Origin of the sequence: Siphonobacter sp. (assembly GCF_048595215.1) — a bacterium.
Taxonomy (GTDB): domain Bacteria; phylum Bacteroidota; class Bacteroidia; order Cytophagales; family Spirosomataceae; genus Siphonobacter.
Map to the genome: position 1 here is coordinate 1 of NZ_JBMDWJ010000369.1, position 26,471 is coordinate 26,471.

A 26,471-nucleotide genomic window follows, 5' to 3' on the forward strand; every position below is an offset into this window, starting at 1 on the left:
TCATGGCTTCAATCACGAACAGCGGCTGGTTTTTCTTTACTTCCTGGCCTTCTTTTACCTGAATGCGTACCAGACGACCCTGTAATGGTGCTCCAATCTGACCCGCTTTCGTGACTTTTTCGTTCTGGGCTTTGGTGGCTTTGAACGTCTGGTCTTTGATGGAAATCCGGCGAGCCTGTCCGTTCAGATCGAAGGTTACCGTCCGATGACCCGTTTCATCGGGCTCGGATACGTAGGAAAGTTTGATCATGATCGTCTTTCCTTCCTCAATCGTCACGAGTACTTCTTCGTCCTGTTTCAGCCCGTAGAAGAACGCTGGTGTAGGCAGCTTACTCACATCTCCGTACCGATCCGAAGCGACGTAGAATTCTTCGTATACCTTCGGATACATCTTGTACGCCAGGTAATCGAGGAAGGCCCCATCATTACCCATGAACGTCTCCGCGTTGGGGAATTTCTTCTTGAACGCTTCGAAATCTTCATCAATATTCAGGGGTGGCAAACTATCGTTCGGACGGCCCGTAATGGGTTCGTCGTCTTTCAACACCAGCTTCTGAAGTTTCTCAGGGAAGCCACCCGCGGGTTGACCGAGTTCGCCTTTAAAGAAACCCTTCACCGACTCAGGGAAACTCAGCGAATCGCCACGTAGGAAAATTTCATCCGAGGTCAGGTTATTGGTCGTCATGAAAATGGCCATATCACCGACTACTTTCGACGAAGGTGTTACTTTCACGATGTCACCGAAAAGCTGGTTGGCCGTGATGTAGTTTTTCTTCAGCGTTTCGAACTGATCGCCTACGCCCATCGAAATAGCCTGTTGACGTAAGTTCGAGAACTGACCGCCGGGTACTTCATTGTCGTACACCTCCGCCGAACCGGACTTCATGCCACTTTCAAACGGATAGTAGTATTCCCGAACATCTTCCCAGTACGTAGAATACTGATTCAGCAATGACAAGTCAATCGGATGCTCGCGTTCGTGGCCCTGCATCATGGCTACCACGGAGTTGAAGTTGGGCTGAGCCGTCAGTCCTGACATCGCTGCAATGGAGCAATCCACTACATCCACACCCGCTTCGATGGCTTTCAGGTATGTAGCTGGTTGAATCGAGGAGGTGTCGTGCGTGTGCAGGTGTACCGGAATGCTCAGTACTTTCTTCAGTTCACTCACCAGAATGGCCGCCTGTTGTGGTTTCAGTAAGCCCGCCATGTCCTTGATACAAAGCATGTGCGAACCCAGGTCTTCCAACTGACGGGCCAGATCCAGGTAATATTGCAGTGAATATTTGTAGTTCGGATTATTCTTGTGTTGCAGGAAATCGCCGGTGTAGCAGATGGCCGCTTCGGCAATTCCACCCGTGCGTTCCTGTACGGCCTTGATCGATACCTTCATCGAGTCAATCCAGTTCAGCGAATCGAAAATGCGGAACACATCCACGCCCGACTCCCAGGATTTTTCCACGAAGGTTTCAATCAGGTTATCCGGATACGCTGAGTACCCCACGGCATTGCTACCCCGGAACAGCATCTGAAGCAGCATGTTTGGCATAGCTTCGCGGAATTGCCGCAACCGCGTCCAAGGGTTTTCGTAGAGGAACCGCATCGAAACATCGAAGGTCGCTCCACCCCAGACTTCCATGGAAAACAGCTGTGGGAACGCTTTCGCAAAACCCGAAGCAACTTCCAGCATGTCGTCGGTACGTACCCGCGTGGCTAGCAATGACTGGTGTCCATCGCGGAAGGTCGTATCCGTATACAGAATGGTATTGTGTTCCTTGACCCAATCCGCAAACTTGGCCGGACCGAGACGCGTCAGGCGGTCCTTGTTCCCCATCGGAAATTCGCTGTACGGATCCGTGCTGGGTACGATGGGCGTACGGAATATCTTCTGATTTTTGACTTTTACGTCCGGATTGCCGTTCACGATCACTTCGCCGAGGTAGCGTAACAGCTTGGTCGAGCGATCCTGTGATTTACGGAAATTAAAGAGTTCGGGTGAATTGTCGATGAACTGCACCGTACACGATCCCGACTGGAAAGTCGGGTGGGCGAGTACGTTTTGCAGGAAGGGGATATTGGTTTTCACCCCGCGAATCCGGAATTCGACCAGGGCCCGTTCCAGTCGCTGAATGGCTCCCTTGAAGGTACGGCCTGACGAAGAAACCTTCACCAGCATGGAATCGAAGTAGGGAGAAATTTTCATCCCCGGATACGTCGAACCTTCGTCCAGACGAATCCCGAAACCAGCGGCGTTGCGGTACGCAATGATGGTACCAAAATCGGGTTTAAAACCGTTCGCGGGATCTTCGGTCGTGATACGGCACTGAATGGCAAAGCCGCTCATTTCCACGTCGTCCTGACTGTGCAGGTAAATGCCGTTGTCGGAGAGCTTGTAATTCATCGCTACCAGCAACTGGCTTCGTACCAGGTCAATACCGGTAATTTCTTCCGTAATCGTATGCTCTACCTGAATCCGGGGGTTTACCTCAATAAAGTAGATATTCTCTTCCTTATCGACCAGAAATTCCACCGTACCAGCACAGGAATAGTTTACGGCTTTACCAATCGCTACGGCGTATTCGTACAGCTTGTCGCGGGTTTCCTGCTTGAGGTTGACGGAAGGAGCAATTTCTACAACCTTCTGGAAACGACGCTGTACTGAACAATCCCGCTCAAACAGGTGAAGGAGGTTCCCGTGCTGATCGCCCAGCAACTGTACTTCAATATGCTTGGGATTTTCAATGTATTTTTCAATGAAAATCGTATCGTCACCGAACGCATTTTTGGCTTCGTTCCGGGCTTCATTGTAAGAACGTTCCAAGGATTCAGCGTCCCGAACGACCCGCATCCCGCGGCCACCGCCACCAGCGGCGGCTTTCAGCATGATCGGGAAACCGATACGTTCGGCTTCAGAGATGACTTTTTCAATGGGCTCTCCCTTGATTTTCGCGTCCTGGATGACGGGAAGTCCCGCCTTGATAGCGGTATCCTTGGCAATCACTTTATCGCCCAGGGCGTGCATCGCCTCGGGGGATGGGCCTACGAAAATGATATTTTCCTCACGGCAACGGGTCGCCAGCGTCGTGTTTTCGCTCAGGAAACCGTAGCCGGGGTGAATGGCATCGATGTTTTTGCGTTTGGCCAGAGCAATCAGTCCTTCCACGTCGAGGTAAGGCTTAAGCGGGTCTTCATCCCGGCCAATCTGATAGGCTTCGTCGGCTTTATAGCGATGGAGCGAGTAACGATCTTCGTACGTATAGACAGCAATGGTCTGGATGCCCAGTTCGGTAGCGGCCCGCATAATGCGAATGGCAATTTCGCCCCGGTTGGCTACCAGCAGACGCTTGATTTTGCGGACGTATTCAGGAGTCATGCAGCAATGAGGTTAAAAGAAAGACTTATTCGGGTAAGGCTTGTTTTCAAGGATTCAACCCTTAGTACAAGCGTTTATCATACTTAAAAATAGTTGGCTGCAAATATGCAAACTTGCCAAAAGAAATGCCGTAATCTTTAAAAAATTCTGAATATAATTTGGAGAGTCTTGAAAAATTTAAAACGTCGCTCAATTATATCCAATGGATATATTATTAGACTTATTCAAGGTAAGACCGGACAAGGGATAAGAACAGCCCTACACAGAAACCTTGCGGTGAATGAGACCGAGGATACTCCCGGAAGTAAATCTATTGATTTCAGTTAAAAACCCCGCACCACAGACTGCTTTTCCGGAATTGGACAGCGAAGGAATGACGAATTGCGGATAAGATTTCTCATGGGGTGCGTAGGGCAGACGCTGAAGAAACCTTTCTGAAGGGAATAAGTTTGAAGAAAGCACCAATAAAAAATCCCCCTAAGATCGCAGACCTTAGGGGGATTGTATCGGAGAAAACACCAATGCTTAGTGCGAAACTTACAGGGCAAACAGTACACTGATCAGTACAAAGACGCCTCCTAAGATGTAAAATACCTTCGGATTAGTGCCCGGTACGTGGTCCATTCCCAGCGTAGCGTCTTCGGGGTTTTCGATGTTGTACCGAACGGGTACTGTCTCGCCGACCTGAATCGGTTGGGAGAGGGCTTCTTCGCCCTGAGCTACGAACTGGTGATTACCCACACTGAATTTCACCTGAGGGAAAAGGAGTGGGTAGTTACCCATTTTATCATCCCGGTTGTATTTCTTCAGGACATCAACGATAGTACCTTCCGCAACCGCTGAATGTTGTAACCATTGCTGACGACGGTTGGCAAAGTAAAAACCAACGCCTACGCAAGCTAAAGCAATGACGAGAAAGGGTAACATAAATTCTGCCCCGGGTTGGGTCATACCAGCGGGCCGGGGAAGAGACATCAATAAGGAACTATGCAAAGAAAAATTCATGGCTTTTCGAATCAGACTGTGTTGAAGAGAACGTACATGGTTGTCGTAACGTTCTATTTTCTGGTTCGAATTACTAGCTATTCTATCAGATTATCAAATAGTTAGCGTAAGGGATGAGTGGCTAGGAAGCTTTAAAAAAAGATGAGTTTAAGGGAGAAAATTGAACTTCTGATATAAACAAGTTTAATTTTTAGTAAGCAGAATTAAATTTTGCTCAATTTTTGAAAAATGAGGTTTCAAAGAAAGGGATTAATTATTTTAAAATTTTTTCGCTGATAAATTGAACTATTTATGGAGTGGTATTTCCCTGTTCCGCCGTTTTGAGGAATTCCCTATGGTCACAGCAATAAAATAACAGTGCGTACCGAGCGTTCAGGCCCTGCTGCCCAAATAATCTTTTGCGAAAATGATTAGAATTTTTTTTCTTGAAAGGTAACGGCAAGGCACAAAAAAAGGCCTGCTAAAGCTAGCAGGCCTTTTTTTATCTGATTTACTCAGATTAAAAATGCCGGGGTGAATTGTAAGCGGCAAAGGCAGCTCCAATCAATACGGTTCCCACGATAGCCGTCAATAAATCGCCAAAACCCCAGAGGACAATAGCCAGAAGAAGAAAACCGCCCAACTGAGGTGCTTTAGAAGAGGTTGATTCGCTATGAGATGACATGATGAATTTCTTTTGAGATAATGTGACAAAAATAGAGGCTGCAACCTAAACCGCCAAGTTCTTTTAAGGCTTTTGCTGCTTTTGTTCCCGCCGCCGTTTGACCAGCCGTACGGCCATCATAATAAGTACGGCAAAAACAAGCAGACCCACCACACCATAAATCCAGTCGAGGGCATTCTTCAGTACGACCAGAAAAACGATGGCAAAGAGTAGTACCGTTGCTACTTCATTCCACAACCGTAACTGAAAAGAGCTGTGCCGGAAGTGATCCTGCCGCCGTTCATAGATCAGCTTGCGGCAGTAAAAATGGTACGCCACCACACCCGCCACAAAGGTAAGCTTCAGGTGCATCCAGGATTGTTCCAGCCACGCCGGAATCAGGTACAGCATCCAGCTAGCCGACAGAATGGTGAGCCACATTGCCGGAACCATGATGGCGTTGAAGAGTAGCTTTTCATTTTTCCGGTATTCGGCTAGCAGAATGCCACGGGCTGGCTCCGGCTTAGTATGAGCTTCGGTGTGGTAAATAAACAGCCGGGGTAAATAAAACAGACCCGCAAACCAGCTCACCACAAAAATGATGTGCAGGGATTTGAGGTAGGGATACGCAGACTCCATGGATAAACAAGACCAGTGAAACGATCGTCAAAAGTAAAGCCTGAATGACCGATCCGGTACGCGGACCTGAGAAAAGTCATTGTTTACCCCGGCTCAAACCGGAAAATTTGCGGACAGTTCACCGGCCACTGAGCCGTGCTTCTTGGATACGCGACTGATGGAGACTTCACTGTTAAAAAAATACGATGTGGCTGGGCCACGCTATACGAGTTACCCCACGGTACCGTACTGGGAAACGGATACGTTTACTACGGAACAATGGAAAGCCCGCTTGCTCGATAAATTCATTCGTTCCGACCGATCCGTCAGTTTGTACGTACATCTGCCGTACTGCGAAAGTTTATGTACGTTTTGCGGCTGTCATAAACGGATTACGAAAAATCATGCGGTCGAGCGGCCGTATCTGGAAACGGTACTGCGGGAGTGGCAACTCTATCTGGATCTATTTCCTTCGCGACCTGAGTTAGCCGAAATGCACTTTGGGGGTGGAACGCCTACTTTTTTCACGGCTGAGAATCTGGCCTGGTTTGTCGAACAGCTACTTAAAGGTACGACGGCGGTTGAGCAGCCGGACTTTGGCTTTGAGGGGCACCCCAACAATACCACGTTTGAACATTTGCAGGCCCTCGCGGACCTGGGCTTTCGCCGCGTCAGCTTCGGAGTACAGGATTATGATCCACGTGTGCAGCAGGCGATTCATCGCATTCAGCCTTTCGAACGGGTGAAACTCGCCACCGAAAATGCTCGCCGGGCGGGTTACACGTCCGTCAGTCACGATTTAGTGTACGGTTTGCCGTTTCAGACGCAGGCGGGCGTTCGGGATACCATTCAGAAAACCATTGCGTTACGGCCCGATCGGATCTCGTATTACTCATACGCTCACGTACCCTGGATCAAAGGCACGGGACAACGCGGTTTTCAGAACGAAGACATTCCACAGGGCGAAGAAAAACGGGCTCTGTACGAAATCGGTCGGGATCTACTGCAGCAAGCGGGTTATACCGAAATCGGAATGGACCATTTCGCTTTGCCTCATGATTCCCTGTATCAGGCCATGCAAGCGGGTACCCTCCACCGGAATTTTATGGGGTATACCACCACGCGTTCGGAGGTACTAGTGGGTTTGGGGGCTTCTTCCATTTCGGACTGCTGGACAGCCTTCGCTCAGAACCTGAAAGATATCGAAGCGTACACGGCGGCGGTTGAAGAGCAGACCTTCCCGATTTTGAAAGGCCACGCCCTGACCGACGAAGATCTGCACATCCGGCGTCAGATTCTGGATCTGATGTGTCGCTTTGAAACCCAATGGCAGCCCGGTAGCTCTTCCGAAATAGAAGCGGCTTTGCAGGGATTACAGAACGATCAGTTGCTCGAGTATACCATAGATCGCGTGCAGGTTACGGAAAAGGGTAGAGCTTTTTTGCGGAATATTTGTATGGTATTTGACGAAAAACTAAAGAAAAATCAACCCCAGCAACCGTTGTTTTCTAAAACCGTTTGATCGAATTTTTATGTCAGTAATCTGTAAGTACTGGTAAAATAAGGCGATACTTAAAACTGAGGATACGCGAGTTAGCCCTGAGCAATCAGGGCTTTTTTGTTGAAAAAAGCCTATATTCACTGTTTAGGGAATAGCGTAATGAAGTACTTATAATATACTCCCAACGCTAAACCGCTTATGACATGCTAAAGAAAGAGCTCGTTTATCAGGAAACGCAGAAAATGACACAAGCGTGGATCTGGCTGCCCTTACTTGCGATTATGGGTACGTGGCTTTGGGCTATCATTCACGTTGCAGTAATAGGTAATGATCTGAACGGCAGTACGATCAGCACGCCGGCCTTACTGGCTCTGGGTAGTATACCCTTTAGTTTACTGACGCTCTTTTACTTTATTTCACTGAAAACGGTTCTTGCTGGGGATGTACTAGAAATTCAGTTCAGTCCTTTTATGACCGAACGCATACATTCCAGCGAAATCGTTCGGACGGAACTCATTATCTACGGATTCATCGGTTATGGCTACCGCTTTTCAAAGCAGTATGGTACCATTTTTAACGCCAAAGGAAACACGGGTGTATTGATTTATAAAAACCGGGGCGAAAAAGTACTGATCGGAACCCAGCAACCGGAAGCATTACAGCAGGCCATTCAGAAATGGCGTACGGGTACTGATTAAATTGAATAGAATCTATTGAGAAATTACCGTTTGAAATGCCTGCTAAACCGAAGTTCTTATTAATTGCCCCTTGGGATTATCAGTTGTACGTAGTGATTGAAAAAAATCTTACGTATCTGGGCTATGAGGTGGTAGTGGTGCATACTAATCAATACGCTTTTACCTACCGAGATAGCTTTCGGAAAATGAATTATCTGGTTAAGAAGCTATTTTCATCCGATAAAAGGAGCCTGAAAGCGGAGTATTTAACCAGTAAACGACGATCGTTAATTCAGAAATATGATCGGTATGAGGTTACGCTCGTCATTCGATCGGATTTGTTTTCTGCCGAACTTTTACTGGAAGCGAAGGCAAGAAGCGTGAAGTTCATTTCTTTTTTTTATGATGGGTTAACGCTGAATCCTCAGGTATTACCGCAAATCAAATGGTTTGATCGTTTTTTTATTTTTGATCGGACGGAAATCAATACGTTCAAAGCTTACGGTGTTGAATACGCTCCTAATTTTTACGTGGAATATCCGGAGCTAACTACGAATGCAGTACAAAGTCAGCCGGCGTATAAAATTTATTATATTAGTTCGTATCATCCTTCCCGCGTCGAGATTATTCAATCATTCTACAAATACATAACGACTAAACTACAACCCGTACGATTTGACTTTGTGTATCAGCCCCACGACGAAGAAGAAATATCTACGTTTATAAAAAAGAACTTTAACTGCCTGCACACCATCGTACCCTACGAAGAACAGTTACGACTGATAAAAAATACGGAAATTATTCTTGATTTTAAGATGGATGCTCACGCGGGTTTTTCATTTCGGATTTTTGACGGTATTAACTGGCAGAAGAAAGTAATTACGACTAATGCTTTAGTCGTAGAAGAGGACTTTTATCATCCAAATAACTTTTTCGTATTAACTGAAACCAATGAAGCGGAACTGGATGCCTTTTTAATTCTGCCGTATATTCCACTGGATCCGGCCATCAGAGAGAAATATTCATTCAAAAGCTGGCTTCAGAGGGTTATTGATTACGTGCCTTAGTATAAGTAAATTATTTGTATCGAAAAAAAAGGGACGTACATGACGATCAGAATAGCCCATGCAACCTTCAGTAACTACCTGCAAAACGTAACATACCTATGAAAGTACGGGGCCGAGTAATTGGGTTTATAGTATTAGTCAGTATGCTGATATCGATTGTATGGGTTTGCATCGATCTAATCCGTCCCTTTGAATACTACTACATCGGAAGTTTCGCTTCCCGAGCCGAGGGGCAGGAAAAAGCACTGGAGCACCTGCTTCGGCCATATGCTTTTGTATTCAGCGATGAATGTAAGGTGCTTTATGAGTATCCTATGGACGGTTACCCACTTAAGGAAAGTCTATGGTATGATCAAGCTAAAGAAAAGTTGAGCTTAGAGACTGATGTACACAGTGGTCCGATTGCTACATGGAAAAAGATGACGAAGCATCAACTACAAACGCTATTACTACCCTTACATAAAGGAACATCCATTGATAGCCTATTGATTTCCCGCTAATTTATAGTGGACCATTCAAGAAGTTAAAAGGCGGACGAATCAAGATCAGATTCGTCCGCCTTTTTTCGTAATGTATTATAGATTCACTTACAATACCGTGGCATCAAACACCCCCGTTAGTACCCGATTCTCACGTTTGACCTGAACCCAGATCCGATACGCTCCCGATTGGGGGAAGGCATAGGGAATACTCAGGTGGTTGGTATGGCCTTCGTGTTTCATGCCCGGCATGAGAGCTGCGTCCCGGGCGGCTTCGGGTAGTGTAGCCAGTTTCGCCAGCACCTGATCGACGCTGTCCCGGAATACCTGCGGGGAGGAAGGATTGCGAGCCTTTCGTTCCGTTTCGGCGATCCGGGTTTCGAGAATCTGCTGGGAAGCACTGGAAAAGGTACCCGTGGGGTGCAGGTGAATGTATACCTGACCATCGTTCTTAAACACGGCGGCGTGTCCCATCATCCCCAGATACGGTTGTAAGATGGCGGGTTTGCCCTCGGGCGTCAGAATGGAAAAATTCAGGGAGTAGACTTTACCCGTCTGGAAGGTCTGATTGGGTTGGGCTTCCCAGACAATCGTGGAGCCATCCTGTAGTTTGGTTTTCAAGCCCGGCTTACCACAAACCGTAATGGCCCGGTCGCCAAGCAAGGGTTGCTGGGTCGTTACCGACGACGTAACCGCGTACGTATCCTCCGGATCAGCGGCTAGGGTCTTAGAGGTCGAACGGGGGAGGGCCGGAATATCGAGCGTATCCGTTACGGTGTACGAAAAACCCTGGTACCGCACCATATCGGCGTACAGCAGGTATTTGCCCGCCGGGAGGTCCGGTAAGGCCGCCTGAAACGTCAGCGAATCCAGGCGATTGGGGTGCAAGTGGGCAAAGGCATCCATCGAGCCCTGCCGTACCAGAAACAAGTGCATGAGTTTGCCGTGATCCGGTACCAGATAACTCAGCGAACGTCGGTGTTGGGATGTCGAATCAATACGGAGCGTTAGCACGGGTTGCCCGGCCTGGTTCGTTACGCTGGACGTGGCCCGATACGGTTTATACAGAAAATCCCGGTATTGATCGGCCCGGGCTTTCCACCAGTTATTTCCAATGAACAAAATACCAAAGCAAAACGTAGCCCCCAGTACCGAGCCGGTTACCCGACGGCGGCGACTAGTTTTCGTATCGGATTGTCCCGGCATGAGCAGACTATCGCTCAGGCTGGCTCCGAAGATGGTCGTCATCAAGCCCACTAACAATACTCCCAAACCCACCAGTACCCAACCCGTTACCGCAGGCATTTCGCGGGTGGCGGTCGATACAGCAACAATGGGCACTACGACGATACCCTTACCCAGACTTCCTTCAATGGTTACCTGTACACTGGCGGAGCCCGTTTCCATAAACCAGACGGACCCTTCAAACTGGCCCGGTTCGCTGCCCACCGGCAGGGCCGGATCGGCCTGGGGTGAGCCTTCGTCGCCCGCTGAAAAATAGATGGGCTTCAGACTGATGTGCTCAACACGACCCATTCCCACCAGTACGGTTACTTTTGCCGTGCCGGGAATAACGTCCGGGGGCTGTACAAACACTTGTACGGGATATTTACCAGCAACCCCTTCGAACACTACGCCCGAACTACCGACGTGAGCCTGAGCCAGCAAGGGCAACAGGAAGCCCACGAAAAGAGAAAAAAGGTATTTCATAAAAACCAAAGTCAGAAGGAGGATAGGTTAGCGAACAACTTTCTGCATCCATTTGCCCCAGGCCAGGCCCAATCGGGTTGATACCACGGTAATAAGCAGGGCAATACCCAGACCGGAGGCCAGTTGAGAAGCGGATTCGATAGCCCAGGGGCCATAGGTGTAGCGGTATTTCCAGTTGGGGTCGTTGGAAAAATACCAGGTGTAGTTACCGAAGATTTTATTTCTCGTCAGGGGCGAGGTAAAGTGAAATTCGGAGAAGTACCATTGAGCCACACCGTACACTACTGCAAACACTAAACCCAGAGCGAGGGCCTGTAGCCAGTCGTTGCGACCGTTCAGTCGAGCCGCTACGAGATCACAGGCAATGGCCGGTAGGATCAGCAGAACGGGAAATCCGTAAAACTGAAAATGCGTGACCGGATTCAGGATGGGTCCGAGTAAAGGCTCGGCCGGAAATTGCTGGAGTACCCAGTTCGTAATCAGTAGTACACTCATGTACACCGCACTGATGATGGTACCACCCCAGCGGTGGCCCGAGGCCCGTCCGGTCGCAAAAAGCAGGAGCGGAAACACAAAACCCGAGACCTGATAATACAGCGATGTGTGACCCCGCGAATTGTCAATAAATTCGGAGGTGAACAGGTAGACCAGAGCCAGCAGAAAACCCGCCGTCATCATAAACAAAAGCCGTAATCGCTGTACGCGTTGTTGATTTTGTTCATCGCTGAACGAAGCTACCCGATCTGCCCGGTTCAGAATCGCCATGACAATAAACATAGCTCCCAACTGAATCGTCATTAGTCCAAACACCAGTACGGAATGGGGCGGCGTAAAGATCTCTACGTCGAGGCCATAAGCAGCATGCCACCAGTCGTCGAATGGAGCCGAGGACAGGGCGGCCATACTACCCCAGATGCAGAAAAGTCCGCCCAAAGAGCTGTAAAAAATTCCCCAGAAGTGAACCGATCGGTTTTTCTCTTCCAGGGTACCCCAGAAGGAAGTTTTCAAACACTGATACCCCGCGAATGTACCCGCAAAAGCCGAGCCCAGGTAAATCAACAGGTGGGGGGCTGAAAATAAGCCATCCCGCCCAATGGACATGTGCCAGGAAATATCCCAGAGTACGCCCACAAAAATGCTCAATGAAGCCAGTACGCAGGCATACACGTATAGCGGAATGCCCAGTAACAAAGAAGTAGAACCTTGGGTGCGATGAGCCCAGGTTTGAGGAACCGATGCAGTCGTAGACATAGTAGAAACGGGTGAGGAATGGGTGAAGCAAGATAAGGTTTAAAAATAGATAAATAACGTATTTTCAGTACTTTATGAGTTTTGCTGAGTAAACAATCCCCGTGGATTTCGCGTTAATACGGATCAAGGCCAGTGCTTGCATTTTAGCTTTGACCTCTTTTTTCAGCATTTAGACACGCCTATTCCATTATACCCCTACGCGATGACTTCCTTTTTTAAACTCTTGCCGGTCCTGCTCATCATGGGTACGGGTTCGGTGGAAGCTCATTCATCCCGCTCCGAAATCGACACCAGCTATATTTCGTCTTACGTGCGAAAGCTGACAGGTCGCGTGTATATGTCGCAGAAGTACAGTCGCTTACGGATGAATAATTCCAAAATGCGACTTACGTATAAACCCAACACTTCGCTCAACCTGGGTGTGGGGGCTACTTATGAATCGCTTACCCTGAATCTGGCCTACGGCTTCGGTTTTCTAAATCCGGATCATGGGCAGGGAAAAACCAAGTACTTGGATTTGCAATCGCACTTGTACAGCCGTCATTGGGTCACCGACGTGTACGGGCAATTCTACCGGGGATACTACCTGAAACCTCAGGAAATTAAATCGGATTCGTATTATTTACGACCCGATTTAAAGCTGCGGATGGTCGGAGCTTCGGTATATCGGCTGAGCAATGGCGAACGGTTTTCGTACCGGGCCGCCTTTGTACAGAACGAATGGCAGAAGAAATCGGCGGGCTCCTGGCTCTATGGTGCGGAAATTTACTACGGGGTTATCAAGGCAGATAGTGCTCTGAAACCTTCGGTTCTGGCTCCGGAGTATACCATTGAAAAGGTACGCTTCTACAAACTTGGGCCGGGTGGTGGGTACGCGTATACCTGGGTACTGAATCGACATTTTTTCGCCACGGGTTCGCTGACGGCTAATTTGAATTTGACGATGAGCCATGAATACGCTGACAATCAGCACGAGACTCGCCTGCACGTACGGCCCAATGTGAATTACCGGGCGGTACTGGGCTATAACAGTCAGCTCTGGAATGTGAACGTATCGCTGGTGAATTCGGACGTCAGTCTGGCGGGGGCCAGTCGGACCGAGTACCTCATTCGGACCGGTAATTACCGACTTACCATAGCCAAACGATTCGATCCCGGAAAGAAATTGCGAAAGCTGGCTCGGGAGAAGCGGCGATTGCTCGATTCTGCTAAACCTAATATAAATGAATAAATAACGTATAGCTTTGGGCTTTACTAAACCTTAGAATGCATGCAAACACTCACTGTAATTTCCATAGGCCTGGGTCTACTCGGTTCGGCTCAACTGATTTCGCCGCCACGCTCGAAAAAAGATGAATACCACCTTCTGATTGGTACCTACACCCAAAAATCCAGTGAAGGCATTTATGTCTATTCCTTTAACACCAAGACGGGCGATTTTTCGTCAGAAAGCATTGCCAAAGGCTTGAAGAATCCCTCGTACCTGGCTGTTTCACCGGATGAAAAAAAAGTGTATTCCGTCGGAGAAATGGAAAATGGCGGTGCCGTATACGCCTTTGCATTTGATACTAAAACCGGTACGCTCGATAAATTGAGTTCAGAATCCTCGGGTGGAGCGGGCCCTTGCTACGTAGCCGTAGATCGAACGGGTAAGTGGGTGATTGTCGGTAATTACGGGGGCGGTAGTTTGAGCGTTCTTCCCGTGCTGGAAAACGGCGGCGTAGGAGCCCCGCAACAAACCATCCAGCACGAAGGAAAAGGACCCAACGAAAAACGCCAGGAAAAAGCTCACGTCCACTCCATCAATATTGCTCCCAATAACCGCGACGTGTATGTGCCGGATTTGGGCATGGATGAAATCACGTATTACCAGCTCGACGAAAAAACGGGCAAACTGACCGAAGGCAAACCCACAAAAACCACACCCGGAGCGGGACCGCGGCATTTTACGTTCCACCCATCGGGTAAGTTTGTGTACGCCATCAATGAATTGAATCAAACGGTAACGGCCTACGCGTACAGCAAAGACGGCACCTTAACGCCGTTACAAAGTTTATCTACCGTACCAACGGATTTCAAAGGGCAGAATATCTGTGCTGATTTACACGTATCGCCGGACGGCAAATTCCTGTACGGCTCGAATCGTGGTCACGACAGCATTGCCATTTACGCCATCGACGCTAAAACGGGTACGCTCAAGCTGGTTGATATAACGTCTTCCGGCGGCAAACATCCCCGAAACTTCATGATTGATCCTTCCGGCGAATGGGTGCTGGTAGCGAACCGGGATACGGATAATGTGGTAGTATTCAAACGCGATGCGAAAAGTGGAAAAATTACACCTACGGGCAAGGAGATTTCTGTATCGATGCCCGTTTGTCTGAAAATGATTCCGAAAGGCTAGCCGAAATATGTTCTACGGCTGTAGGTAAAACATCCCGAAGCTTTGCGGCTTTCGGGATGTTTTCATTTCAGACCGTTAATTTTAAAGGCCGGAAGTCAAACGCCGGTCTTTTTCACGTTCATTCCCTCTTGATTGTATGCTGTTTCGTCCCATTGAACCGAAAGACAACGCCCGTTTAGCTCAGATTATCCGGAGTTCCATCGAAGAATTTCACGTACCCCTGCAAGGAACTGCCCATACGGATCCTACAACGGACGATCTATTTACGCTTTTTCAAAAACCGGGCTCAGCCTATTGGGTAGCCGAAGAATCCGGCGAAATTCTGGGGGGCTGTGGCGTATCGCCCACCAGTGGTTTGCCCGACGGCTGTGCCGAGTTAGTTCGTTTTTTCCTGACACCCGCCTCGCGGGGCAAGGGTATTGGAAAACGCCTCATGCAACAGTGTTTTGATACCGCCCAGTCGCTAGGCTATCGTCAACTGTACCTGGAGACGTTTGCCGAAATGTCGGCTGCCGTGGGCATGTACGAGAAAATGGGTTTTCATTACATCCCACAGGCTTTGGGTAATTCCGGGCATTACAGTTGCACCATCTGGATGCTGAAAGACTTGTAATCGGTAGCCGCTGGGAAGCCAGCCTAACATACTCGTTCATGTACGCCGAGAGGGGTAATATGGGTTGTGCCCTACAGAACTTGATCCTGATTGCATAAAAAGAGGTACTGGCTCGTCAACCAGTACCTCTTTTTAGGAACATAAATGAAGCTAAGGCAGGAGTACAAACGAAGCCTGAGCAAGCTGAGTATTCGTACGAATCTTTACAAAAAAGAAACCCGCAGCTATATGAGCCGTAGGATCTACCTCAATCCGAAAATCATTCGATAAGGGCTGATCCTTTCGTTGGTAGACCAGCATACCCCGCGAATTATACAACTCAACGGCAACCGGTTGGGGAGCTTTTAGCCCGGAAAGCTGAAAGGTAATCTTTTGCCGGACGGCCGGATTGGGAAAAGCTCTGACGGTGAGTACCTGTTCGAATCCCTGTACCGAAACCACCTTCGAAAAGGTATAGGAACCATCCGTATCGATTTGTTTGATGCGATAGTAAGAAATTCCAGAAAAGGGATTTGCATCGATCGATTCGTAGCGAAGCGTTCGGGAGGAAGTGAGTCCGCCCCGTACCGTCGCGATGGTTTCAAAGCCTTCCGTCGCCTGCCCCGAACGCTGTACCTCAAACTGCTGATTGTTAACTTCGGTCGCGGTTTCCCAGCTTACTTTCACCTGATTTTCGCTGAGCCGCTGGCCCGTAACCTTTACCCAGGTTACGGGTAGGGGCGATTGAATCAAGTTACAGAGGTAGCTCTCGCAACTCGCCAGTTGCCGCCCCCCGGCAAGCGGTTTGGAGGTGGTACGAGACGTCTGTGAACGAACCGAAAAATGCCCGGCAGTGGTCAGTCGCTGAAGACTATCCACTTTCCGCTTCGTAACCTGATAAGGGCTGAGGGGAAACTTGGCTCCTGATTGCGAATAGGCGGGTAGAGCCAGCCACCCGATACACCCCAGGAGGAGATAAAAATAGCGTAGCAACATAGGGATCTCCTGGCTTTATAGCTTTCTATTCTGGCTAACATCGAAGCTAAATTTCTGTTGCAGTTTACCCCCCTGGGCATTGGCTTCGAAGATGGTGTATTTTCTAAAAACCAAACTAATTGATTCCTGCAAATCCGGGCACCCATGGTCGCAAGTGCCCGTAGAACTGGTTTCGTATGAAGTTACAAATACATCTTCCAGCTGAATTCGATAGGAAACCCGGTTGTCGCGATCATAAAAGTTAATTTCAATTTTTGGAATAGCTACTCCCGTGACCATTTTATCGACCAAAGCTACACTGGAAACATCGTAAAATTTTGTAAGCGTGAGGGCACTGAAAACAGCCTTTCCAACAGAAGCTCCAGTTCCTTTTATAAACGAAGCTTCACTGGATATACCATACTGAATACTGGTGAGTTCAACTTCATCACGGTGGTTTTCGATCTGACTACCGTTCCTGGTAATGGGATCAGTAGCCATAAAAATACCCTGGGCGTTCGTACGGGTTGTTACTAGAGCAAACAGGCTCAGGAGCAGAGCGAGATAAATTTTTCTCATGAATTAAAGAGATAAACGGTGGAATAAAGGGTTTGAAATGGATACAGGAAAGTAGCCTGACCGAAGCAGTCAAGTAACTAAGCAGGTAAATGCTTTCAATAAGACGATCGTACTGGCGGGAGGGAACGCTTATGCGGGAAAACATGACCTACACGAGCGGTTCAGCTGTCGTAAGTCAAAAACGAATGAGTACAGTAAAAAAATTGGATATAATGACGTTGAAAGAGGGCAAAACAAAGATACAGAATAGCGTTGATAAAAATCAATACCTTTTACCATCTAGTAAAAAAAATATCCCGAAAGCATTCGATGCTTTCGGGATAGAACTATACGTATCAAAAAGATTTTACTTCTTCGTCAATTCCCGGATCACCTGTACTTCTTCAGCTTTGTAGGGGCTACCGTCTTTGCGGAATACTTCGTGGAACCAGAGCTTGGGTTCATCGCCGCTGGGAATGGGTTCGTCCCAGGCGTAGTACGTGTTGGTTTTACCCGCTACGAGGCCCCAGTTAATGGCTCCCACTTTGTATTTTTTGAAAATCGGTAAACAGGTTTGGAAGAGGCTGTTGTGCTTGCGGGCCATGTATTCCGTACAGATCATCGGACGACCGAGTTTCTGTAATTCGAGAATCTGTTTTTCCAGATCTTCCGCCGATTTGTAATTGTGAAACGTGATGATGTCCGAGTTGGCTAACATAAATCCGTTGGACAACGGATGGTCATGCCACCAGCCAGACGTAATCGGCTGACTAGGCTTGGCCGCCCGGGCCCATTCAAACGACTTGATGAGCAACGGCATCACGGCATCGTTGTAGCCATTGTTGGTGGGTTCGTTGAATAAATCCCAACCTAAAATACGGTTGTCGTTGGCATAAGCTCCGATGACGCCCTTCGTATACGCTTCCAAGGGGCCCCAGGTACGCGAGTCAAACATCCGCTTGGTACCGGGTGCCCGCAGCCAACCCGAGTTATGTACGCCCGGTTTGGGTTCGGGTTGCTTGCCGGTTTTCGGATCGTCGTTCCAGCAGGAATCGAATAGTACAAACAGAATCTTGATCTTGTGTTTATCGGCAATGGTCAAAAACTCGCCCATGCGTTTCTTTAGGCCTTCGGCGTCGTTCTCCCAAAGCAAATTGTGTAGAAACACTCGCATGACGTTCATGCCAATGCCTTCTGCCCAGCCCAGTTCTTTGTCAATTGTTTGCGGATCCCAGGTATCGGCCTGCCAGAATTCCAGTTGATTGATGGCCGTACTAGGGGTAAAGTTGGCTCCTACGGGCCAGGGTTGCTTGGCGTACCAGTCGTTGGCTTTCTGAGCCGACCAGCGACCAGGTACCACTTTAACGGGTTCGCCCGTCGTGGTTTGAGCTTGAGCCGTTACGAAAAAGAAGCCCAGCGTGAGAAGGGTAAGCAAACTACGAATCATAGTGAGCGTTGGTAGTTAGTGGTTAGAAGTGGATTGTTTAGAGGTAGTCAGTAAGCGTAGCTAATGAACGGGGACGTTAGTGAATAATTAAGGATTAGAGGTTAAGCGTATGATTTTGATGCCTTCCTAACCAGTCGAGCGTACCCGATGCACTACAGTACAAGAGCTCATTCTGGTAATGGCCCGGAGCCAACGCTGCCCGATTCATTGACTGGGCAGGCGTTGGTCCAAAGCAAATAGATAAAATAGGCAAGAGGTATCGTTTCATTCAAGGGTACTTTGAATTCGTGCAAAGGTATTGAATAAATCAAGCTACACTCAGGACAAGTTCGTAGGCCGAAACCCTGAGTCAGCCATTCGGATGAATAGAATTATTTGTAGGAAGAACTAGACTGGTATTTTAAAAAAAATTAGTTACTCTTATTAAGGTTGAAAAAAATATACAAAAAATTATAAAAGTGACTCAGGGTGTTTGAATACCTACTTGTCAATAAGCTCAGTGAACCCCTTTACTCGCTGGAAGCACTGACTTATGTCTTTACCTGTACCAACCCCGGTAATCCGTTCGTTACCCGCCGCCCGACTGGTGGATTTCAATCCACGTAATCCGATGGGCAAAGACAAGGAAGAATCGTTACAATTGTTATTTCAGGAAAACCCCCAGAAGGGCTGTGAAGCCCTGTTTAGGCAATACTACGCGGCTTTATGCAGTCATTCGGTTCGACTGGTGTATTCCAAGGAAGTGGCCGAAGACATAGTCTCGGAAGTCTTCTGCCGCTTCTGGAGTGATCGGGTGTATGAATCCGTTACGACTTCCTTTGTGGCCTATCTGTACCAGGCCGTTCGAAACCGTTCGTATAATTACCTGCGGTGGGAATTACAGAAATCCCGCCAGAGTACCGATCCCCAGCAGTTGGCTGTTGTAGATTACCAGCCATCGCCCGCCGAAATGGTCCAGTTCGACGAGCTGCAACGCAAAATTGAGCAAACGATTGAACAACTTCCCTCGCAGTGCAAGCGGGTTTTTCTGCTGAGCCGCTTCGAAAACCGGAAGTATCAGGAAATTGCCGATGAACTTCAAATCAGTATAAAAACCGTCGAAACGCACATTAGTAAGGCGTTATCGACGCTCCGACTCGTCTTGAAGGACGAGGGGCTTTTGTTTCTTATCGTGCTCTTCAGTTGCTAAGGTTTTATCCCATCTTTCTCATTTTCCTCAACGTATGCAATCGATTACCCGAGTCCATCTGATGGATTATCATGCCGGGCGAGCGACGCCTTTGCAGGCCCGGTTGATTGAAGAATGGCTTCAGCAGCCGGAAAATCGAGCCCTGTTCTACGAAACCCTCCACGCGTGGGAATCGCAGCAACTTCAATACGTAGCCGATACCGAAACGGCCCTCGAACGGTACCAGTTGTTCATGCAACAGGGGAACCAGCCGATGGCAGCCAAACCCGTTAGCCGTCGGTTATGGTCCTGGAAACCTTGGTTTGCCGCGGCGGGTGTATTGTTACTGTGCTCAGGCTGGTTGTTTCGGGATACCCTTCAGTATAAAACCTACCAAACGGAATACAGTCAGGTACTTCCCGTCGAACTACCCGATGGCAGCCACGTCACCCTCAATGCTAATTCTACGCTAAAGTACCCTCGCTTTGACTTTGGGAGCGGCCCTCGAAACGTACTGCTGAACGGAGAAGCCCGCTTTTCGGTGGTACACACGAAAGACCATCGCCGCTTTGTCGTCAAAACCGACCGGAATCTCGACGTGGAAGTACTCGGGACCGAGTTTGTGGTGTTCAACCGAGAACGCGGTACACGGGTAGTACTCATGCAGGGAAAAGTGCAGTTGAATTTCCAGAAACAAGGCCGGACGTTAACCATGAAACCCGGTGATCAGGTAACCCTGACCCCCGTGGGTTCGTACGCATTGACGAAACAGCCGAAACCCGAGGAGGTGGCCGCCTGGACGCACTACCGCTACGTGTTTGCCGATACTAAACTCTCCGAAATTGCTCAGCTGATGAAGGAAAATTACGGGTACGAAGTAAGGATTCCGAATCAGAACCTCGCCCAACGGATGGTCAGCGGAACCTTCAATGCCAAAGACGGAAATGAGTTGTTAAACGCCCTGCAACTGGTCCTGAATCTGCAGGTGGAACGCGTAGGCAAGCACATTACCCTGACCGAGAAAAACTAATTCTACCTCTTACGATTATCTATGAAAAAAACACTACCCATCTGCTTATGGGCGGGTTTGACGATGCTACCGGGGATTGGCATCTCGCAGACCTTCGCCCGTGCTGAAACCCTGCGGCAGGAAACCAAAGCTCCGGCGTATCGCTCGCTCCGCAAGGTTTTGCAGGAAATCAAGACCCAGTATAAAGTGGATATTCTGTTCGAGAACCGGGTGGTCGATCCGGTATCGATCCCGGTCGAGCGGCTAAGAAGCCATCGAACGGCGGAACAGGCCCTCCGGGCAATCTTGTATCCGGCGGGGCTGACGTATCAGAAAGTCAAGGAAAATGCTTACGTCGTTACGCCGGAAGAAAGGTCCACGCCAGCAACCACACCTCCCAAGACTTCCTTTGTGATGCCTTCGGTGAATGCCACCACGCCTTTGCTGTCGCTGCTGCACGCGACGCCTTCGGCCGATATTCCCGTTCGCGGCACCGTACGCGATGAGGCAACGGGCGAAGGGTTACCGGGCGTTAACGTCATCGTCAAGGGAACGTCGAAAGGAGCCACGACGGATGCGACAGGGACGTTTCGGCTGGATATTCCCGATGATAATGCTATTCTGGTGTTCTCTTCCATTGGCTACCAAACCCAGGAGCTGGCCGTTGGTACGCAGACGGTACTGAACATTTCGATGAAGGCCACCGATCAGGCCCTGAATGAAGTGGTAGTCGTGGGCTATGGCGAGCAGAAGAAAGAATCCATCACCGGAGCGATTTCGACCATTTCTAGTAAAGATCTCGAAAAAGTACACGGCGGATCGACCGTGAGTAGTGGACTGGCGGGGAAAATTCCCGGCGTTTCCTTTCGGATGACCGATGGACGGCCCGGTTCGAGTGCTAACATCCAGATCCGGAACATGGGTAATCCGCTGTACGTCATCGATGGCATTCAGAAAGACGCGGGTCAGTTTAACAACATTTCCCCCAACGATATTGAAAGCATTACCGTACTCAAAGACGCCTCGGCGGCTATTTATGGCGTGCGGGCGGCCAATGGGGTTATTGTAGTGACGACGAAACGCGGCAAGATGGGTAACCCGAACACCATCAATGTGGATGCCTACACGGGGGTACAGAACTGGACGCGTTTTCCCCGTACCACCAACGCCTACGAATGGATGTTGGGGAAGGCCGACGGCGAAATGAACCAATACGGTCGTACGGACATCACACCGGAAGAACTGGCCAAATGGCAACAGGGTACTGAAACGGGTTACAAGAGTTTCGACTGGCACAACTACATCATCAAGAAGAACGCTCCGCAGTACAACATCAATATCAACGCAACGGGTGGCTCTGACAAGATCAATTACTATATCTCGGCGACGCACCTGTTTCAGAACTCGGTACTGGGTCGGGAGTTTACGTTCAAACGAACCAATATTCAGAGTAATATCGACGCCCAGATTACGAATTCCCTGAAAGTCGGTGTACAAATCAACGGTCGGCTTGAAACGCGGGATAACCCCGGCGTGCCGGGCAGCGACGATTACTGGGGCCCTCGTTTTGCGTTGTTTCGCAATCGTCCGACCGAACGTCCCTTTGCTAACGATAATCCCGCGTACCTCAACGACATCGGCCACAATGATACGAACTGGGGCTTGCTGAATAAGGATAAGTCCGGTTACTGGCGGGAAGACTGGCGGGTGCTGCAAACCAACTTCACGGGCGAATACCGCTCGCCCATCAAAGGGCTGACGGCCAAGGGTACCTACTCGTACTATTTCGCGGATCGCTTAATGAACGGTCACGAATACACGTACGATGCATATACGTACTACAAAGACACCGATACCTACGTTCGTACGGGCGGCAGTACCAACCCCTGGCGGGAGCGGGGTACGCGAAAAGTGCTTGAAAACGTAGTGCAGGGACAGGTCAATTACCAGAACAGTTTCGGCAAACACAACCTAGCCGCCACGTTTGTGGCCGAGCGAATTTCCCGCCGCGAAATTGACGTATGGGTGCACTCCGTCCCGCAAACCAACGAACTGCCCTTGCTGCAATTCGCCGATATGGACACCTATAACGACAGCGACATCCAGACGGCCCGGGCCGGGTACATCGGACGCCTGAACTACAACTACCAGAACAAATTATTTCTGGAACTGGCCGGGCGGCGGGATGCTTCCTACAAGTTTGCTCCCTCGAAACGCTGGGGTTTCTTTCCCTCGATTTCCGGTGGATGGCGGATTACCGAAGAGCCTTTCTTCAAGAATTGGGTAGGGGGTGACCGCGTACTGACCAACCTGAAACTTCGCGGATCGTACGGGGCACTGGGGGATGATGACGTAGGCATCGGTGATTTCGATTACGTATCTGGTTACAACTACGGTTCCTCGACGGTCATTATTGATGGGAAAGTCATTAAAGGTTCGCGGGACCGGGGGGTACCTATCACGAACATTTCCTGGTTTACCTCTAAAATTCTGGACTTTGGTCTGGACTACACCATCCTGAACGGCAAATTCAGTGGTTCGCTCGACTACTTTAACCGGAAGCGTTCCGGCTTACGGGGCCGGAAATATGACGTACTCGTTCCTTCTGAACTCGGCTACGGCCTGCCCGACGAAAACGTCAACAGCGATGCTCAGCTGGGGGGCGAAGGTTCCTTGTTCTACACCAGCAAAATCAATCAGGTGAACTTTACGATCGGTGGAAACCTGTCGTATTCCCGCCGGAAATTCCTGAGTTCGTACAAACCCCGCTGGAACAATTCCTGGGATTATTACCGCAATTCAGGTGAAAACCGCTGGAATGACCTGTACTGGGGGTATCACGTCATCGGTCAGTTTGAATCACTGAATCAGATTGCCGAATACGGCGTGAACATCGACGGTCAGGGTAACAAAACCTTACTACCCGGTGATCTGATCTACGAGGATACCAACGGCGACGGGATGATCAACGACTATGACCAGCGTCCAATCGGGAATGGAGCCGGTAGTAACCCCACGATCAATTTCGGCATCAATTTGCAACTGGCGTGGAAGGGCTTTGATTTTACAGCCGACTTCTCGGGTGGTTCGGGATACTCCGTAATCCGGAACTGGGAGATGCGTTGGCCCTTCCAGAATACGGGGGCCTTGCTAAAAGATTTCTACGAAGATCGCTGGCACCGCGAAAATCCGTATGACCTCAACAGTGCCTGGATTGCCGGTAAATTCCCGGCCTTACGCTTCAACGATGGTGGCCACAGCAACAACCGCTCGTCGGATTTCTGGCTCACCAACGTCACCTACCTCCGAATGCGTACGATGGAGTTCGGCTATTCCATTCCGCAGCGAATGCTCGAAAAAATCAAAGTGAAACGGGCTCGGGTGTACTTCAATACCTACAACCTCTTCTCTCTCGATAACCTGCGGAAGGCGGGCATTGATCCGGAGATCTCGGAAGAAAACGGCCTGGCTTATCCCCAAAATAAATTCGTCAACGTAGGGGTGAACCTCTCGCTCTAATACCCTGACTATGAAAAAAATGCATTACCTCAGTTGCCTGGTCCTGATGCTGGTGAGCTGGTCCTGCAACGATGAGAAGTTTCTCGATAAAGACCCGACCAATATTCTCACCAACGATAAAGTCTGGCAAAGCCCAAATCTCGTTCTGACGGTACTGGTCGATTTGTACGATCGTTATCCCGACATGCAGAGCACGGAAAGGTGGGTGGAGTACGCCAACTTCGACGAGGCCTTTGCTTCGAGTTCCGGAGAATACTACCGGCACAAAAACCAGGAATACAGCTACGACTGGTGGAACTACTGGGACTACGGCTACCTGCGGGAGATGAACCTGTTCATTCAGAAATGCGAACAGGCGACCCAACTCAGTGCTGGCGACAAAACACGTTTCCTGGCCGAAGCCCGGTACCTACGAGCCTCGTTTTACTTCGAGGAAGTGAAACGCATGGGCGGCGTACCGCTGATTCTGGAACCCCTGGCGTATGACTTCAGTGGTGATCCCACCTACCTGCAATACGCCCGGGCGAAGGAATCCGAGATTTATGACTTCGTGATTGCGGAGATGGAGGCGATCAAAAATGATTTGCCGGCGGATGCTAACGTGAAATCACGGGCTACGAAAGGACTGGCTCTGGCCACCGAAGCCCGGGCGGCTCTCTACGCCGGATCGATTGCCAAGTACGGCGTTAATACCCCGCAGGTTTCCTTACCGGGTGGGGAAGTGGGCATCGCTGCCGATAAAGCTGCGGGCTATTACCAGAAGGCACTGAAAGCAGCCGAGGAACTCATTGCTTTGGGTCAATACTCGCTGTATCTGAAAAAGCCGACGGATTTGCAGGACAACTTTGCCAGTTTGTTTACGGATAAATCCAACAATGCCGAAGTCCTTTTCGTGAAGGATTTTAAACTCAAAAGTGGCAAAACCGTCGACTGGACGATCAGTAATCAGCCGCGTTCGGTGGCCGAGGAACAGCAGGGTGGTCGCCTGAATCCTTCGCTGAATCTGGTTCAGTCCTTCGAAAAACTGGATAACACCTTTGCTCCCTACGCCTACACCGATGCGAACGGCGGCTATCGGTACTTCTCCAATCCGCTGGAATTATTTGCCGGTCGTGATGCTCGTTTAGGCGGAACCGTGATTTTGCCGGGAAGCCAGTTTAAAAGCAAAACCGTAGACATTTGGGCCGGGTACATTCTGGCCAATAATTCCATCATTACGGGTGACAATTTCGGCTCCCGCAAGGTACTGCCCGGCAAAACGACGGAAGAACAGGTGGTTGGTTTTGACGGTCCCATCGACGGGCTGGAGTACAGTGCTCAGACGGGCTTTTACGTGCGTAAGTACCAGGATCCGACCGTAGGATCCGGGCAACTCGGCACCCGGAGTGAAGTTTGGTGGATTCGCTACCGTTACGCCGAAGTACTGCTCAACGCCGCCGAAGCTGCCTTCGAATTGGGGCAGTCGGCCAAGGCTGCCGAGTACCTGAATCAGGTTCGGAAACGAGCCGGTTTTACCAAAGATCTGGTTGCGGCTGATCTGAGTTTCGACCGCATCGTGCACGAACGTAAAGTAGAGCTGGCGTTTGAAAACCACATTTTCTGGGATCTGAAACGCTGGCGGCTGGCTCACGTGGTCTGGAATGGCAACGCGACCGACCTCACGACCCAGCCCGGCGTAGCTACCGAAACCAGCACCCGCATTTTCGGACTGTGGCCGTATAAAATCTACGCTCCGGGTACCGAGCAGAATGGTAAGTGGGTGTTCAAGAAGATCATTCCTTCGAACGTAACCAACCCCCACCGCTTCCGGCTGGGTAATTACTACTCGTTTATCAACGAAGACATCCGGAACAACAACCCCAAAATTGTGAAAAACCCGAACCAGTAAACGCACCGGACTGATGAAAAAATATCTTCTCTTTTTACTGCTGGGAGCTTCGCTAACGGCCTGTAAATTTGATAATTACGATCCGCCGACTGCGGTATTGAATGGCCGGATTGTGTATAAGGGTGAACCCATTGGCGTTGAATACAACAACGTAAACTTCGAACTCTGGGAGCCCGGTTGGGGCAAAAAAGGACCCATTAACGTGACGGTCGATCAAAACGGCTCGTACTCGTCTCAATTGTTCGATGGGAATTACAAGCTGGTGATTCCTTCGTATCAGGGGCCGTTCAAGTCCATTCGCAACGCCGAAACCCAATCGGATACCATTCCGGTGCAGGTACGCGGCAGCCAGACCCTGGACCTGGAGGTATTGCCCTATTACATGATTCGTAATGCCACCTTCACGGGCGGAGAGTCGAAGGTTTCGACCCAGTTTTCGATCGAAAAAATCATTACCGACGCCTCGGCCAAAGCCATTGAAGAAGTGGCTCTGTACATCAGCAAAACGGATTTTGTGGACGTTCGAACCAACATTGCCTCGCAGGTAATCAAAGGAGCCGACCTGAAAACCATAAGTGGCATTCAGA

The 26,471-nt window shown here is 49.5% G+C and carries 21 protein-coding genes; 11 read left to right on the plus strand and 10 right to left on the minus strand.

The genetic code is table 11. The features are described 5' to 3' along the window. The 4 genes from ACOJTG_RS22645 to ACOJTG_RS22660 all read right to left on the minus strand — a co-directional run. A partial coding sequence (locus ACOJTG_RS22645) for a pyruvate carboxylase (RefSeq protein WP_420155885.1) occupies positions 1-3,373 on the minus strand: 3,373 nt, incomplete at its 3' end. Positions 3,374-3,910: 537 nt separating this feature from the next. Beyond that, complete coding sequence (locus tag ACOJTG_RS22650) at positions 3,911-4,378, minus strand: DUF3592 domain-containing protein (protein ID WP_420155886.1); 468 nt, start codon at positions 4,376-4,378, stop codon at positions 3,911-3,913. 499 nt (positions 4,379-4,877) lie between these two features. Continuing rightward, the gene (locus ACOJTG_RS22655; RefSeq protein WP_165795967.1) at positions 4,878-5,042 is read right to left on the minus strand and encodes a hypothetical protein; all 165 of its coding nucleotides are present in this window, start codon (positions 5,040-5,042) and stop codon (positions 4,878-4,880) included. Positions 5,043-5,105: 63 nt separating this feature from the next. After that, positions 5,106-5,660, minus strand: a complete 555-nt coding sequence (locus ACOJTG_RS22660) for a CopD family protein (protein WP_420155887.1) — start codon at positions 5,658-5,660, stop codon at positions 5,106-5,108. A 157-nt stretch (positions 5,661-5,817) separates the two neighbouring features. Here ACOJTG_RS22660 and hemN point away from each other — a divergent pair, with 157 nt between their 5' ends. The 3 genes from hemN (at position 5,818) to ACOJTG_RS22675 (ending at position 8,884) form a co-directional block, all read left to right on the plus strand. Continuing rightward, the gene (hemN, locus tag ACOJTG_RS22665; protein ID WP_420155888.1) at positions 5,818-7,161 is read left to right on the plus strand and encodes an oxygen-independent coproporphyrinogen III oxidase; all 1,344 of its coding nucleotides are present in this window, start codon (positions 5,818-5,820) and stop codon (positions 7,159-7,161) included. A 182-nt stretch (positions 7,162-7,343) separates the two neighbouring features. Next, positions 7,344-7,838 (plus strand): hypothetical protein, encoded by a 495-nt coding sequence (locus ACOJTG_RS22670; RefSeq protein ID WP_420155889.1) that lies wholly within the window; start codon positions 7,344-7,346, stop codon positions 7,836-7,838. 35 nt (positions 7,839-7,873) lie between these two features. Next, positions 7,874-8,884: a hypothetical protein gene (locus ACOJTG_RS22675; RefSeq protein WP_420155890.1), complete on the plus strand. Its 1,011-nt coding sequence runs from the start codon at positions 7,874-7,876 to the stop codon at positions 8,882-8,884. 587 nt (positions 8,885-9,471) lie between these two features. On the opposite strand, the gene ACOJTG_RS22680 is transcribed toward ACOJTG_RS22675, so the two are convergent. Continuing rightward, complete coding sequence (locus ACOJTG_RS22680) at positions 9,472-11,073, minus strand: hypothetical protein (RefSeq protein WP_420155891.1); 1,602 nt, start codon at positions 11,071-11,073, stop codon at positions 9,472-9,474. Between the two features lie 27 nt (positions 11,074-11,100). Beyond that, positions 11,101-12,324, minus strand: a complete 1,224-nt coding sequence (locus ACOJTG_RS22685; protein WP_420155892.1) for a hypothetical protein — start codon at positions 12,322-12,324, stop codon at positions 11,101-11,103. A gap of 202 nt (positions 12,325-12,526) precedes the next feature. Between ACOJTG_RS22685 and ACOJTG_RS22690 the strand changes: the two genes are divergently transcribed. From ACOJTG_RS22690 to ACOJTG_RS22700, 3 genes are all read left to right on the plus strand, one after another. Then, positions 12,527-13,555, plus strand: coding sequence for a DUF4421 domain-containing protein (locus ACOJTG_RS22690; protein ID WP_420155893.1), 1,029 nt, complete (start codon positions 12,527-12,529; stop codon positions 13,553-13,555). 39 nt (positions 13,556-13,594) lie between these two features. Next, entirely contained in the window at positions 13,595-14,728 is a 1,134-nt protein-coding gene (locus ACOJTG_RS22695) for a lactonase family protein (RefSeq protein ID WP_420155894.1), read from the plus strand. 136 nt (positions 14,729-14,864) lie between these two features. Continuing rightward, positions 14,865-15,341, plus strand: coding sequence for a GNAT family N-acetyltransferase (locus ACOJTG_RS22700; protein WP_420155895.1), 477 nt, complete (start codon positions 14,865-14,867; stop codon positions 15,339-15,341). Positions 15,342-15,491: 150 nt separating this feature from the next. Here ACOJTG_RS22700 and ACOJTG_RS22705 read toward each other — a convergent pair whose 3' ends face one another. From ACOJTG_RS22705 to ACOJTG_RS22720, 4 genes are all read right to left on the minus strand, one after another. Then, positions 15,492-16,316 carry a T9SS type A sorting domain-containing protein gene (locus ACOJTG_RS22705; protein ID WP_420155896.1) on the minus strand — a complete coding sequence of 275 codons (825 nt, stop codon included), beginning with the start codon at positions 16,314-16,316 and terminating at the stop codon, positions 15,492-15,494. Positions 16,317-16,331: 15 nt separating this feature from the next. Continuing rightward, on the minus strand, positions 16,332-16,874 hold the full coding sequence (locus tag ACOJTG_RS22710; RefSeq protein ID WP_420155897.1) for a type VI secretion system tube protein Hcp: 543 nt from the start codon (positions 16,872-16,874) through the stop codon (positions 16,332-16,334). Positions 16,875-17,220: 346 nt separating this feature from the next. Continuing rightward, on the minus strand, positions 17,221-18,300 hold the full coding sequence (locus tag ACOJTG_RS22715; RefSeq protein WP_420155898.1) for a 1,4-beta-xylanase: 1,080 nt from the start codon (positions 18,298-18,300) through the stop codon (positions 17,221-17,223). 94 nt (positions 18,301-18,394) lie between these two features. Continuing rightward, a complete protein-coding gene (locus ACOJTG_RS22720; protein ID WP_420155899.1) occupies positions 18,395-18,568 on the minus strand; it encodes a hypothetical protein in 174 nt (57 codons plus the stop codon). 264 nt (positions 18,569-18,832) lie between these two features. Between ACOJTG_RS22720 and ACOJTG_RS22725 the strand changes: the two genes are divergently transcribed. From ACOJTG_RS22725 to ACOJTG_RS22745, 5 genes are all read left to right on the plus strand, one after another. After that, a complete protein-coding gene (locus ACOJTG_RS22725; protein WP_420155900.1) occupies positions 18,833-19,489 on the plus strand; it encodes an RNA polymerase sigma-70 factor in 657 nt (218 codons plus the stop codon). A 34-nt stretch (positions 19,490-19,523) separates the two neighbouring features. Beyond that, entirely contained in the window at positions 19,524-20,498 is a 975-nt protein-coding gene (locus ACOJTG_RS22730) for a FecR family protein (RefSeq protein ID WP_420155901.1), read from the plus strand. Positions 20,499-20,519: 21 nt separating this feature from the next. Next, on the plus strand, positions 20,520-23,996 hold the full coding sequence (locus ACOJTG_RS22735; protein WP_420155902.1) for a SusC/RagA family TonB-linked outer membrane protein: 3,477 nt from the start codon (positions 20,520-20,522) through the stop codon (positions 23,994-23,996). A gap of 10 nt (positions 23,997-24,006) precedes the next feature. Next, positions 24,007-25,884, plus strand: a complete 1,878-nt coding sequence (locus tag ACOJTG_RS22740) for a RagB/SusD family nutrient uptake outer membrane protein (RefSeq protein WP_420155903.1) — start codon at positions 24,007-24,009, stop codon at positions 25,882-25,884. Positions 25,885-25,897: 13 nt separating this feature from the next. Further along, the coding region (locus ACOJTG_RS22745) for a DUF3823 domain-containing protein (protein WP_420155904.1) at positions 25,898-26,471 on the plus strand (574 nt) is incomplete at its 3' end.